The organism is Halopseudomonas nanhaiensis (assembly GCF_020025155.1).
Classification (GTDB): domain Bacteria; phylum Pseudomonadota; class Gammaproteobacteria; order Pseudomonadales; family Pseudomonadaceae; genus Halopseudomonas; species Halopseudomonas nanhaiensis.
In genome coordinates this window covers 1,842,431-1,855,189 of record NZ_CP073751.1, presented here as the reverse complement: position 1 = coordinate 1,855,189, position 12,759 = coordinate 1,842,431, and the positions used below count along the sequence as shown (strand labels likewise).

Here is a 12,759-nt window from a genome sequence, read left to right as displayed (position 1 = left end):
GGTCACCGAGCTGAACCCGCCGCGGCGCCGTTGGTGCTGTTTTTATCATCCGCACGCGGCCTTTCGAAGCGGTAGAACAGGTTCGGTTCGCTCACCAGATACAGGCGCCCCTGATCGTCCAGGGTCACACCTTCTCCCTGGGGTACGTCCGCAGTCAGATTTGCATGACCTGCTTCGAGTAGCAGATAGCTGATGACATCGCCTTGCCCGTCAAGCTCTACCAGTAGTCTCGATTCATGGCTGAGCGCGAGCAGGTGCGAGGTGTGCGGATCAAACGCTAGCCCTGCCACATCATCGAGAAAGATTCCGCCACCCTGGGTGTGCGTCACATCCTTCACATCGAGAGCAAATCGATCCTGTTCCTTCCCGGCGAAATCTCCGATCTGATAGAGCAGAAGCGGGTCCCGCTCCTTTGCGATGAGCAGCCGGTCGGCGATCGCGTCGTACGTCAGCCCCTCATATTCGTTGTTTTCTTCCGGGTGGAGATCGAACCGGAGGTCAATGAAGTCGTCCCGCTTCAACGCGCCTGACAGCGCAGGAACCGGCATGACGATGATGGTCTGGCGCCGTTCTTCCACCAGGGCGAGGCGATCGTTGCCGAGGTACGTCACGCCTTCGACGTCATGAAAGCCCTCCAGGGTGTGGCGACTCAACAGCTCACCCTCCAGGCTGATGCCCAGCAGCAGACTCGGAGCGTTGACCACTGCCCACAATTGCTGACGCTCCGGGTCGAACGTGATGCCCGACAGATTATCGTCGACGCCGTCGATACGCTTCGCTTCGATCGTCGCGCCAAAGTCACCCAACCCCACGGCTTCGGAAGGCGTAGACGGCGCGAAGCTGATGGTGCTGAACCAGTAGAAGACGCGTTGATCCCAATGCAGATGCCGCACAAAGGCGGCAGCGATGATGACAATCAGAGCGAGACAGGGCACGGCGATTAGGAGCTTGCGGGATCGAGTCATGAATTCCTGAACTGCATTGATCAAAGGACCGGCCACCATAAGGCCTGCATGGTTAAGCTTTGGTTACGGGGACTGCCAAAAGGTTGCAACAGCTCACTTGGCCTGCCGCTGTGGCATCTCTTCGATGGCCGGAATGCTGCGATGTTCCGCGGTCTTCACACGGATCCCCGGTCATTGAGTGAACCCACCTGCCGTCAGGGACTCTACCGGGGGTATCCACTGAAAAGAGGACTAGATATGAAAAAGCAAATTCTCACTGCGGTGCTGGGTTCAGCCTTTCTCGTCGGCGGCGGTCAGGCGTTTGCCGATGGTGGAGGTAAGGACTGGATATCCATCGAAGACGCTATCGAGAAGGCTCGCAGCCTCGGCTATACGGAAATCCGCGAGATCGAAGCGGATGACGAGAACTGGGAAGGTCAGGGGAAGAAGGCTGACGGCAAGGACTACGAATTTCGCCTGAACGGCAAGACTGGCGAAGTGGAGAAAGACGAGGAGGACTGAGCGTCCCTCGCTGTAAGGCCCTGATCAACGAGCCAGGGAAGCCATCCCGGCTCGTTGACGTGGGAGAAGGAATGCGGTCCTGCGCACGCCGCAAGTTCGCATGATTCACCTGGAGACCAGACAATGTTGAAATTCCTCGCAAGCACCGTGGGCATTATCTTCCTCGTAGGCCTTTTGGTGATCATCGGATTGCTCATGTTGATCTTCTGATGGTGCCGCACGCCGCCCAAAACGCAGAAACATCCGAAGGGCGCTTCCCCTGGCGGAGCGACAATGCGTTTCAGCTCTTGAAGGAGGGGACCGAATTCTTTCCGGACGTGCTGCAACACATCGAGACCGCGATTCATTCTGTAAGGATCGAGCTCTATCTGGTCGAGTCCGGGCGCAATGCTACCCGGTTCATCAATGCACTATGTGATGCCGCGGCCAGATCGGTCCGCGTCGAACTGCTTTTCGATGCCGTCGGCAGTCAGCACCTGTGTGCGGAGGATCGTGCGCGGCTGGAACGCGGCGGGGTCGCTCTGCGGATCTTCAATAAACTGTTTCCCAATCCGGGCCTGGATGATTTCAAGCGCGATCACCGCAAGATAATCGTCGTTGACGAGCGGCTCGCCTATATCGGCGGTGCCTGCATCACCGACGGGTTCTGGGACCCGGTCGAGAACCGCTCGCAGTGGCACGATCTGATGCTCCGGGTGACTGGTCCAGTGGTGTCCGACATCGTAGCGCTGTTTGATTTTCGCTGGCGTCGCTTCGAAGGTGGTGCAGTCCATCCTGAACCGGACTGCCGCGCTAGGTTTATTCCCGACACCCGCGAAGGGTGGGCAAAGTTGTCGTATACCTCTGGCTCAACCCACCGTGGCCTGATCGTCGACGTAGTGCGAAGGCTCGAAGCAGCCCGTGAACGGGCGTGGTTGGTTACCCCCTATTTCCTTCCAGTCAAAGCGGTATTCGATGCGCTCCGCGGCGCCGCCTCTCGAGGGGTTGATGTCCAGCTCTTCCTGCCTGGGGCCAAGACCGATCATGTTTCCATACGCGAAGCAGGGCGTGGCGCGTATGGCGCATCGCTTGAGCTGGGCGTGACGATTTATGAGCTCGACAGCAAGAGGCTCCATGCCAAGGCTACCGTGATAGACGATTGGGTGAGCGTCGGATCCTGTAACTTCGATGTATGGGGCGCCAACCGGAATCTGGAAGCAAACATCCAGGTCTATGATGGCGAGTGCCTTGACCAGTTTCTCCAGCTTTTCGCCACCTACCGCACGACCTTTCGCCAGGTGACCGCTCCGGACTGGCAGTCAAGGTCGACCATCGAGCGTGTCGAACAATCTGCCTTGTATTTCGCCGGGCGCACGATTGGCTCATTGCTGGTCCGTCGTCCCGTTCGTTGAACCGGGTGCAATACCGACGCTCAACCGCACCCGCCGCCGCAAAAGCGACTCCGGCTTCCAGCGATAGATCGTCGGCGAATGCGGGCCGGCACGCGCCATTGCGTGAATGTGCCGGTTGCCTGCGCTGGCGACCGCCGGTTCTTCGGGCGTACACCGCTTCCTCCAAGGCAACCCCGGGCGGAATAGCTGCTGGATCCGGATGCGGCTGTGGGATACGAACTCAGCCGATGCATTCCAGTCACAGGATCTACTGACGTTCACTTGCAGCTATGGGGCGCCCTTTGGACCATCTCGACCTAACCGTTCTACGCCGCGCCCGTGACTGGCGTCATGACGGCCATGACGTCCATCTTTTCACGGTTATCGATACCTGGGGTAGCGCACCGAGGCCGCCCGGTTCCATGCTCGCGCTGCGCGGTGACGGCCTGGTCGAAGGGTCGGTGTCCGGCGGGTGCATTGAAGACGATTTGCTGCGTAGCACCGAGACCCTTGCGGGCGGCAGCCGTCTTATCAGCTATGGCGTCAGCCAGGAAGAGTCCGCCAGGTTCGGTTTGCCATGCGGGGGCACGGTGCGTCTGTTGCGTGAGTCCATTACCGATACCGATTGGCTGGACGATCTGCTGTCCCGGTGCAAACGGCACGAACGTGTCATGCGCAGGGTCAACGTCGCTACGGGTGAGGTGACGCTCACGTCGGCTCTGCGCAGTCAGACGCTGCACTTTGACGGCACCACGCTATTCGCCCCCTTCGGTCCGTCCTGGCGCCTGCTATTGATCGGGGCAGGGCAACTGTCGCGTTACGTGGCGAGCCTGGCGGGCGGCCTCGGATTCGAGGTATTCGTGTGCGATCCCCGGCCGGGCTATGAGCACGACTGGACAACTGAAAACGTGCAGTTCATCGAGGGGATGCCCGACGATGTGGTCGATCGTTTTCATCCGGACGCCAGCACGGCTGTTGTCGCACTGACGCATGATCCGGTCCTGGATGATCTCGCGCTGTTGAATGCGCTTCGCTCCGACGCGTTGTACGTGGGCGCACTGGGGTCGCGTCGCAACAACGACAAGCGGCGCGCGCGGCTGGTCGAGCTTGGCCTGAGCGTAGCTCAGGTAGGCCGCCTGCATGGCCCAATCGGCCTGCCCATCGGAAGTCGCACGCCTGCCGAGATTGCGTTGTCGCTGATGGCCGAAGTGGTGGCGGTACGCAATGGCCTGCGTCAGGTCTCTACGCAGGCGTTGCAGTGTGCCTGACTCCAGCGAAGGTGTGTGCGCACTGGTGCTTTCTGCAGGCCAGGGTAGCCGTTATCGCGCCGAGGCAGGCGAAGACAAACTGCTGGCCCCCTGTTTCGACGATATCGCCTCGCCGCCAGTACTGGCTGCCACGCTCAGCGCCCTGCGCGGCGTAGCAGAGCGGACAATCGTGGTGGTCCGTGCGGACAACCGTCCGCTGCGTGACTGGCTGGACACCTATGCTCCTGCGCTGAAAGCAGAAGTCTTCGCGGTACACAGCAACGGGCTTGGCGATAGTCTGGCTCAGGCAGTCGAGCGCTATCCGGCGCGCCGGGGCTGGCTGGTCGCACTGGGTGATATGCCTTACGTGAAAGAGAGCACGCTGTCGAAGGTGGCCGGTGCGATAGATGAGACCAGTCTGGTGGTGCCGACATTCGGCGGGCAGGCGGGTCATCCGCGCGGGATCGGGACCGTGCATTGGGCTGCGCTCCTGGAATTGCATGGCGACACCGGGGCGCAGGCGCTGTTTGCCAATGCCGAGCAGGTCGTGGAGCTGGCTGTGGATGATCCCGGCATAGTGCAGGACGTGGACACGCCCGATGACCGCCGCAGCATGCCAGCGAGCAACGGCGCCGGTTGAACATACCGGACACCCCAGGGGTCCTAGCCCTTAGTCAGCCCAGGGAAGGCAAAACAGCTAAAGCCAACCGTGAGGCCGTCATGATGAAACACCAACCAAGCGGGACGGACGCTTCCGCCTGCTCCATCGCGTTCGATCTGAACGGCGAACGCCGAGAGCTCGACGTCCTGCCCTGGACCACGTTACTCGATCTGCTGCGCGAACAGCTGGCACTCACCGGCACCAAGAAGGGCTGCGACCACGGTCAGTGTGGCGCCTGTACGGTGTTGCGCGATGGGGTGCGCATCAACGCCTGCCTGACACTGGCTGTGATGGTTGACGGCGCGACCGTCACCACGATCGAAGGACTGGCTGAAGGAGACGCGTTGCATCCCATGCAGGCAGCCTTCGTGTCGCACGATGCATTCCAGTGCGGATATTGCACGCCAGGTCAGATCTGTTCTGCGGTCGGCATGGTCAACGAAGATCGTGCACATGACTCCGACGCGATCCGCGAGCAGATGAGTGGCAATCTTTGCCGCTGCGGTGCCTACCCGAACATTCTCAGCGCCATCGAGTCAGCAATGCCCGAGACCCGAGCGAGACTCGCCGCTAAAACCGCCGGATCGGACCGGGAGGTGAATCGATGAACCCGTTCAGCTACGCACGTCCGGAGCAGGTCGACGAAGCCATTCGCCTGTTTCACCCGGACAGCCGGTACATCGCTGGCGGCACCAATCTTCTCGACCTGATGAAAGAAAACGTCGAGAGGCCGACACAGCTGATCGATATCACTCGGTTGCCGCTTCGAGGCATCGAGGAGACGGCCGCAGGCGGGCTGCTCATTGGAGCGCTGGTGAGTAATTCGGATCTGGCCTGGCATCCGGCTGTCGAAGAGCGCTATCCGCTGCTCTCCCAGGCGATTCTGGCCGGTGCCTCCGCGCAGCTGCGCAACATGGCTACTACCGGGGGCAATCTGCTGCAACGCACGCGTTGCTACTATTTCTATGACAGCACCGCGCCGTGCAACAAGCGCGAGCCGGGTACCGGCTGCGGCGCACGTAAGGGGCTCAATCGCATGCACGCCATTCTCGGACACAGCGAGGAATGCATCGCCGTGCATCCCTCCGACATGTGCGTTGCGCTGGCCGCGCTGGAAGCCACGGTCCATGTACAGGGTCCCCAAGGCAAACGCACGCTCCCGATGGGTGGGTTTCACCGCCTGCCGGGCGAACATCCCGAGCGTGACAATACTCTGCTCGACGGCGAGCTGATCACCGCGATTGAGCTGCCGCCCGAGGACTTTTCGAATCACAGTGCGTATCTGAAGGTGCGCGACCGCGCCTCCTATGCGTTCGCTATCGTCTCAGCCGCCGCTGCGCTGGACCTTGACGGCGACAGCATTCGCGGTGCACGTATCGCTCTGGGCGGCGTAGCGCACAAACCCTGGCGTGATCCACAGGCCGAAGCGGCCCTGGTGGGCAAGCGCGCTGGCGATGCGTCATTCGAAGCTGCCGCCGACATCCTGTTGCAGGGGGCGGTCGGATTTGCTGACAACACCTTCAAGATCGATCTGGCTCGCCGAGCCATCGTCCGTGCGCTGAACGACGCGGCCAAGGGAGGCGCTAAATGACCACTTCGACATCGCCCTTCGGGCAGCCTGTCTGCCGGGTGGACGGCCCGCTCAAGGTTACCGGCCAGGCCCGCTATGCGGGCGAGTTTCATCTGCCCGATCTGCTGTACGGCGGCGTAGTCAACAGCACGATCGCTCGCGGTCGCATTCTGTCCATCGATGCCAGTGCAGCCGAAGCCGTACCGGGCGTGCAACTGGTGTTGACGCATGAAAACCGACCGCCTGTTGCCAGCTATGACGAACCTTACGAGGACGAAGACGCCGCGGAAGGCTCGCCATTCCGTCCTCTGTTCGATGATCGCGTCCTCTACAGCGGGCAGCCGATTGCCCTGGTCGTCGCCGATGATCTGGAGCTGGCCCGCTACGCTGGCAGCCTGATTCAGGTGCGCTACGAAGCCGAAGCGCATCAGACCGACCTCATGGCCGCACTCGAGCAGAGTCATCCGGCTCCCGCCGAGCTGCCCGATCCCAGGGGTGATGCAGCTGCAGCGCTGGGCAGCGCCGCGTTCCGTGTGGATGTGCAATACAGCACGCCGGTCGAACATCACAATCCGATGGAGCCGCATGCATCGACGGTGCATTACCTGGGCGATGGCGCGCTGGAAATCTATGACAAGACCCAGGGTGTGCAGAACTGTATGCACTATCTCGAAGGGGTTTTTGGTATGCAGGGCCGCATACGCATCATTTCGCCCTTCGTGGGGGGAGCCTTCGGCTCTGGATTGCGACCGCAATATCAACTGCCGATGGCGGTGATGGCTGCCCTCAAGCTCAAGCGTTCGGTGCGGGTTACGCTGAAGCGGCAGCAGATGTTCACCTTCGGTTATCGCCCGCGGACGGTTCAGCGGCTGTCGCTCGGAGCTGCCGCAGACGGGACGCTTCAGGCATTGACCCATCAGGCCATCGGACAGACCTCGCGTTTCGAGGATTTTACAGAACACGAAGTCGAGTGGTCCGGGATGCTTTATCAATGTCCCAACGTGTCATTGGACTACCGGCTGGTGCCTCTGGATGTGTACACGCCGCTTGATATGCGTGCCCCTGGGGCGGCCATAGGCGTGTTCGCGCTGGAGTGCGCCATGGACGAGATGGCCTACGCGGTCGGGATGGATCCGCTGGCGTTTCGCCTGAAGAATTATGCAGAGCGCAATCAGAACGAAGACAAGCCGTTCTCCAGCAAGGCGCTGCGCGAATGCTATGAACAGGGCGCCGAACGCTTCGGCTGGTACAGCCGCTCGCAGGAACCGCGCAGCATGCGCGACGGCGACAAACTGATCGGCTGGGGCATGTGTACAGGCGTGTGGGAGGCGATGCAGATGCCGGCCAGCGCGAAGGCCAGGCTGGAGCCCGGTGGCAAGCTGGTGGTGAGCAGTGCAACGGCTGACATCGGTACCGGTACCTACACGGTCATGACGCAGATCGCCGCTGCGGCTATGGGTCTGCCGATGGAACAGGTCGACTTCCGTCTGGGTGATTCCAGTCTGTCCAAGGCGCCACTTGAAGGCGGCTCGGCTACCGTGTCGTCAGTCGGCACTGCTGTGCAGCAGGCCTGCGAGGCGCTCCATCAGAAGCTGCTCGATGCCGCGCAGCAGTCGCCGGCCTCGCCGTTTGCCGGCGTCCCGCTGGACGAACTGGAATTCAGCGATGGCATGATGCGTGCCAAAGGCCGGCCGGACGCGGCCATTTCTCTCGAGCAGATCATAGCCGCCAGCGGCGCGCTTGAAGCGGAAGTCGATGCCGAGCCGGGCAAGGAGCGTGACGGGTATTCAACCGCCACTCATTCGGCCGTCTTCGTCGAGGTACGCGTTGACGAGCTGCTCGGCACGGTCAAGGTCAGTCGGGCCGTCAGCGCCGTGGCAGCGGGGCGGGTCGTCAACCCGAAGACCGCCGGCAATCAGATTGTTGGTGGCCTGGTATGGGGTATCGGCATGGCGCTGCACGAGGAAACCCAGATAGACCACCAGCTAGGTCGTTACATGAATCACAACTTTGCCGAATACCACGTGCCGGTCAATGCCGATATCGGTGAGCTGGATGTGCTGTTCGTCGAAGAACATGACGAGGTGGTCAATGCACTCGGATCCAAGGGGGTAGGGGAGATCGGGATCGTCGGGGTGGCAGCCGCGGTCGCCAACGCGGTCTACCACGCCACTGGCAAGCGGGTGCGAGATCTGCCGATCACTATGGACAAGCTGCTCTGAGCGTCGTGCAGCCCTGACGTCGCTGCCTGGGGCCGATGAGGGCACTCAGCGGCCCCCAGCGTCGCCGGCTGGAAATGTGACGCCCATCACGCTTGGTCCAGCGGACGGTGATGGGGAGGAATCATTTCCATCAGAAGTGGTCCGAGTCGTCACATAAGTCATTGTTTGAACAGGGTATCGCCTCGCATAAATTGATGCGCCTACCCGCCATCTACGGCGTTGCAATCAAGATCAACTCCTACCCCGCGGCGGGTAGGGCGGTCGCATGGCGGTAGTGGAAACAGGAATCCATGAGCAAATTCAAATCGTTGGCCCGTCGGCTACTCCCCGGGCAAGCCATTGAGCATCTGAAACGCGCACGCGACAGGTCTTCCGTCCAGTTGCTGCGTGCGCTGACTGCGTCGAGTTTTTTGCGCAGAGTTCATTTCGCGTTCTTCTCCGATGCCTTCGACCGCGAAGCTCGGGCGGTTGTAGTGGGTCATCTACGCCATGTCGAAAATCGGCAGGGGGCCGACGCCACCAATTACTTTCTGAGGCGTGCAGTGCACCGCCTGGAGAAGGGTCTGATCATGCAGCCGCGCAAGGATGTCTTCGCGCTGGACTATGTCGATGACGCGGTGGTGGCGTACGAATGCTCGCGGACGACGGGGAGCGCGGACGAGGTTTGCTGGGCGCACGATGTGCTGGCTGCATATTTCGAAGCCACTGCCAGCCATCCAGTGATCGACGCCGCTCGGCAACGCTTCGAGCGTGCGGGGCCGCCTCCGGTTCGTTGCGAAAACGTTCGCCAGACCGACGCCGAGCTTGTGCCGTTTGCGGCAGGGGACTCGGCGCCGGCCATCAGCTATGAGGATTTTCATTCGCTGGCCATGCAGCGCCGCTCGGTACGTTGGTATCAGCCACGTCCCGTACCGCGGGATCTCATCGATAACGCGGTGCTGTCGGCCGTTCAGTCGCCGAGTGCGTGCAACCGCCAGCCCTACCGTTTCATGATCTTCGACGAGCCTGACGACATTGCTCGGGTTTCAGAGCTGCCAATGGGCGTTGCCGGCTTCAACCACAATTTTCCGGCTATCGTCGCTGTAGTAGGCCAGCTCCGCGCCTATCCGCATGTCCGAGATCGGCACGTCATCTATATCGACGGCGCGCTGGCCGCGATGTCGTTCATGTTCGCCCTGCAGACCCAGGGCATCTCCTCCTGTTCGATCAATTGGCCTGATATCCCGGAAAGAGAAGCCGCAGCCGCTAGGGAACTGAACCTCGCAGCAGATGAGCGCATCGTCATGTTCATCTCGCTGGGATACGCCGCCGGTGAGGGCATGATTCCCTTTTCCCAGAAGCTCTCGCTGGAACAGGTGCGTGCCTACGGCAGGCCAGAATCCAGTTCGGTGTGAAGCACCGCCTTTGCCGTCCTGGGCCGTACCGGTGCGAATTTCTTGAGCCTCGGTGCGGCGCGATGGTCACTGCCTGGTTGAACTTTTGCCCGCTCGACCCTGTCTGCAAGTGCTGGGCTGGGAAAGCACAACAGCTGCCGCACGGTGAATCAGCGTCTCTCATTGGTGCCCGTGCAGAGCGTTGCGAGGGTCGAGCCCGCGGAGCAACGCGTGCATATCACGTGATGTGGCCTGAACAACAGGGTCACGAGCGCACTTGCTACGGATGAAGCATGAGTAAAGGAAAGATCAGCGAAGTACGTCGGTACGTTTTCAACTCCGGCTGGCTGTTGCTCGATAAAGTGTTGATGCTCGCCGCCGGCTTGACGGCAACCATGGTCGTCGCTCGATACCTCGGCCCTGGCGATTTCGGCTATCTGAATTACGCGCTTTCGCTGGTGGCGCTGCTGCAGATCGTCTGCCACATGGGCATGACCGGCTTGCTGGTCAAAGAGTTGCGTGTGCGGCCCGAAATAGAGAACCGCATTTTATCGTCCGTGTTCGTCGTGAAAGTCTGTTCTGCGCTGCTCGCCTATGGCGTGATGCTGGTTGTCTGGCTCAGTGGCGAGGATCATCGAATGGCGGTGCTGCCGCTCGTGGGCATCATGCTGCTGTTCACACCATTCGAGATGCTTAACGACTGGTTCCAGTCGAAGGTCAAAGCCAAATACGCGGCCGTGGCTGGAATGATCGGCCAGCTCAGCGGCGCACTGTTGAAAATCGGCTTGGCCGTCGCAGGGTTTGGTCTGGTGGCGGTGGCAGCTGCCCACGTGTCGATCATTGTCATAACGGTCGTCCTGTTGTTGTTTTTCGCCTTTCAATTGAAGCGTGACTTTCGATTCGACTTTTCATGGCAGCTCAGCAAGGAGCTGCTGGGCAAAAGCTTCCTGATTTTTCTTGGCTCGCTCTCTGCGGTGATCTACCTCAAGGTCGATCAGATCATGCTGCAGCACATGTTGGGCGACGAAGCGGTCGGTCAATACGCCGCTGCAGCCAAGCTGTCTGAAGCCTGGTACATACTTCCTCAGGTGGTGATGGCCTCCATCTTTCCCAAGATTATCGATGTGAGCCATGGTGATAAAAGCAAGTTCAACAGTTTCCTCCAGCTCCTGTTTGATCTGTTGTTCTTCAGCGCCCTGTGTCTCTCGGTATTCGTCTGGTTCTTCTCCGACATTATCATCGCAGTCTTGTACGGGGACGCCTATTCACCGGCCGCCGCCGTGCTGTCGATCCACATATTCGCGTCGATCTTCGTGTTCATGCGGGCGCTGTTCAGCAAGTGGATCATTCTGGAAGAGGTGTTCATCTTCTCTCTGATCACCCAGGGTCTGGGTGCTCTGAGCAATATCGCCTTGAACTACTGGCTCATTCAGTCGCACGGCATCGTCGGTGCCGCGCTCGCGACGCTCATTTCATACTCGATCGCCAGTTATTTCAGTCTGCTGCTTTCTGCGAAAACCCGTGAAGTATTCAGGATGATGACGCGCAGCATCTGTCTACACGCTGTGATAAGCGTGCCCGCACAAATTCGACGATTCAGGAGTGGATAATATGTATGTAGAGATCAGAAAGGCCGGATTCGTCAACAAGGGGGCGGAGCTGATGCTCCACGCCGTATTGCAGCAACTGGCCAAGCGCTATCCAGCCGCCAAGCGCGTCATGGAGCCTGGCCGTCCGGGCAGCCCCTATCCTTACGCGAAGCGCTCCGAGCTGGGCCTGTATCAGAAGGCCTGGCTATGGCGCAAAGGCATCGCCTTCGGTGACCTGGCGCGTTTCGTGCCAACCGGCCTGCGGGAGCAGTACGGGGTGGTGCTGGACAGCGAGATCGACGTGGTACTCGACGCGGCCGGTTTCGCCTACAGCGATCAATGGGGCCCTGAGCTGTCCGAAGAGCTGGCACGTTCATCTCGCCGCTGGAAAGCGCGCGGCACCAAGGTGATCCTCTTGCCTCAGGCGTTTGGTCCGTTCGAGAGTCAGCGCAGCAGAGAGGCGGTGAAGGCGTTTGTCGACCAGTGCGACCTGATCTACGCACGCGAGACTATCTCCTATCAGCATCTGACCGGCGTGGTCGGCGAGATGGACAAGATTCGCCTGTGCCCGGACTTTACCAACCTGGTTGAAGGTGTAGTGCCGGACAGCTTCGATGCCGAGCTTCATCGAGTATGTCTTGTTCCCAATTACCGCATGCTCGACAAGACCACCGGTTCGGTCGCCGGCGGGTATGTTCCGTTCATGCAGCGGGCAGCGAAGATGCTTGACGAGCGCGGCGCAAAACCGTTCCTGCTGGTGCACGAAGGGGAAGATGATCATCGCCTGGCGCGGGAGATTGCCGAAGCGGCGGGCGGCCTGCCGATTCTTACCGAGGCCGACCCGCTGAAGATCAAGGGGATCCTCGGGCAGTGCCAGGGCACTGTGGGGAGCCGCTTCCATGGTCTGGTCAGCGCGCTCTCACAGGGCGTGCCGTCGCTGGCAACCGGATGGAGTCACAAGTACCGGATGCTGTTTGCCGATTACGGATTCGAGGAGGGGGTATTGGACATCAATATCTCGGACGCCGAGCTCGCAGCAGCGCTGGACACCATCACCGACCCGCAACGCCATGCGCAGCTGGCGTCTCAGCTGTCGGAGCATTCCGCGATGCTCAAGGAGCGGTCGCGCGAAATGTGGAGCGAAGTGTTTTCCGTGATGGACGCCTGCCGGGTGGGCCGGACGGTGTCTGTCAAAGGGGAACCGAAGCCGGCCTGAAAACTCTGACGCAATAGCACGCGCGTCCCACTTTGGCGCGTGCAT

General features: G+C 60.6%; 12 protein-coding genes. 11 read left to right on the top strand and 1 reads right to left on the bottom strand.

The genetic code is table 11. From position 1 onward, the window contains the following. Positions 1-2: 2 nt before the first annotated feature. Positions 3-965: an SdiA-regulated domain-containing protein gene (locus KEM63_RS08350; RefSeq protein WP_223650636.1), complete on the bottom strand. Its 963-nt coding sequence runs from the start codon at positions 963-965 to the stop codon at positions 3-5. A 237-nt stretch (positions 966-1,202) separates the two neighbouring features. Between KEM63_RS08350 and KEM63_RS08345 the strand changes: the two genes are divergently transcribed. The 11 genes from KEM63_RS08345 (at position 1,203) to KEM63_RS08300 (ending at position 12,714) form a co-directional block, all read left to right on the top strand. Next, positions 1,203-1,466 carry a PepSY domain-containing protein gene (locus tag KEM63_RS08345; RefSeq protein ID WP_223650634.1) on the top strand — a complete coding sequence of 88 codons (264 nt, stop codon included), beginning with the start codon at positions 1,203-1,205 and terminating at the stop codon, positions 1,464-1,466. Between the two features lie 123 nt (positions 1,467-1,589). Beyond that, entirely contained in the window at positions 1,590-1,676 is an 87-nt protein-coding gene (locus KEM63_RS17055) for a small membrane protein YohP (protein WP_158023955.1), read from the top strand. A 77-nt stretch (positions 1,677-1,753) separates the two neighbouring features. Next, a complete protein-coding gene (locus KEM63_RS08340) occupies positions 1,754-2,857 on the top strand; it encodes a phospholipase D-like domain-containing protein (protein WP_223650632.1) in 1,104 nt (367 codons plus the stop codon). 281 nt (positions 2,858-3,138) lie between these two features. Beyond that, positions 3,139-4,104, top strand: coding sequence for an XdhC family protein (locus KEM63_RS08335; RefSeq protein ID WP_223650630.1), 966 nt, complete (start codon positions 3,139-3,141; stop codon positions 4,102-4,104). After that, complete coding sequence (locus KEM63_RS08330) at positions 4,061-4,723, top strand: nucleotidyltransferase family protein (protein ID WP_423747778.1); 663 nt, start codon at positions 4,061-4,063, stop codon at positions 4,721-4,723. The genes KEM63_RS08335 and KEM63_RS08330 overlap by 44 nt, the downstream gene beginning before the upstream one ends. 80 nt (positions 4,724-4,803) lie before the next feature. Next, positions 4,804-5,352, top strand: a complete 549-nt coding sequence (locus KEM63_RS08325) for a (2Fe-2S)-binding protein (protein ID WP_223650626.1) — start codon at positions 4,804-4,806, stop codon at positions 5,350-5,352. Next, the gene (locus KEM63_RS08320) at positions 5,349-6,335 is read left to right on the top strand and encodes an FAD binding domain-containing protein (protein ID WP_223650624.1); all 987 of its coding nucleotides are present in this window, start codon (positions 5,349-5,351) and stop codon (positions 6,333-6,335) included. Before KEM63_RS08325 ends, KEM63_RS08320 begins: the two co-directional genes overlap by 4 nt. Next, on the top strand, positions 6,332-8,536 hold the full coding sequence (locus tag KEM63_RS08315; RefSeq protein WP_223650621.1) for a xanthine dehydrogenase family protein molybdopterin-binding subunit: 2,205 nt from the start codon (positions 6,332-6,334) through the stop codon (positions 8,534-8,536). The genes KEM63_RS08320 and KEM63_RS08315 overlap by 4 nt, the downstream gene beginning before the upstream one ends. 290 nt (positions 8,537-8,826) lie before the next feature. After that, complete coding sequence (locus KEM63_RS08310; protein ID WP_223650620.1) at positions 8,827-9,930, top strand: nitroreductase family protein; 1,104 nt, start codon at positions 8,827-8,829, stop codon at positions 9,928-9,930. Positions 9,931-10,202: 272 nt separating this feature from the next. Then, positions 10,203-11,519, top strand: coding sequence for a flippase (locus KEM63_RS08305; protein ID WP_223650618.1), 1,317 nt, complete (start codon positions 10,203-10,205; stop codon positions 11,517-11,519). A gap of 1 nt (position 11,520) precedes the next feature. Continuing rightward, entirely contained in the window at positions 11,521-12,714 is a 1,194-nt protein-coding gene (locus KEM63_RS08300; protein WP_223650616.1) for a polysaccharide pyruvyl transferase family protein, read from the top strand. Positions 12,715-12,759 lie beyond the last annotated feature (45 nt).

Excerpts from the sequence above, each read along its gene's own strand:
- KEM63_RS08350 (WP_223650636.1), bottom strand. The coding sequence starts at position 965 with ATGACTCGATCCCGCAAGCTCCTAATCGCCGTGCCCTGTCTCGCTCTG.
- KEM63_RS08345 (WP_223650634.1), top strand. The coding sequence starts at position 1,203 with ATGAAAAAGCAAATTCTCACTGCGGTGCTGGGTTCAGCCTTTCTCGTC.
- KEM63_RS17055 (WP_158023955.1), top strand. The coding sequence starts at position 1,590 with ATGTTGAAATTCCTCGCAAGCACCGTGGGCATTATCTTCCTCGTAGGC.
- KEM63_RS08330 (WP_423747778.1), top strand. The coding sequence starts at position 4,061 with ATGGCCTGCGTCAGGTCTCTACGCAGGCGTTGCAGTGTGCCTGACTCC.
- KEM63_RS08325 (WP_223650626.1), top strand. The coding sequence starts at position 4,804 with ATGATGAAACACCAACCAAGCGGGACGGACGCTTCCGCCTGCTCCATC.
- KEM63_RS08320 (WP_223650624.1), top strand. The coding sequence starts at position 5,349 with ATGAACCCGTTCAGCTACGCACGTCCGGAGCAGGTCGACGAAGCCATT.
- KEM63_RS08315 (WP_223650621.1), top strand. The coding sequence starts at position 6,332 with ATGACCACTTCGACATCGCCCTTCGGGCAGCCTGTCTGCCGGGTGGAC.
- KEM63_RS08310 (WP_223650620.1), top strand. The coding sequence starts at position 8,827 with ATGAGCAAATTCAAATCGTTGGCCCGTCGGCTACTCCCCGGGCAAGCC.
- KEM63_RS08305 (WP_223650618.1), top strand. The coding sequence starts at position 10,203 with ATGAGTAAAGGAAAGATCAGCGAAGTACGTCGGTACGTTTTCAACTCC.
- KEM63_RS08300 (WP_223650616.1), top strand. The coding sequence starts at position 11,521 with ATGTATGTAGAGATCAGAAAGGCCGGATTCGTCAACAAGGGGGCGGAG.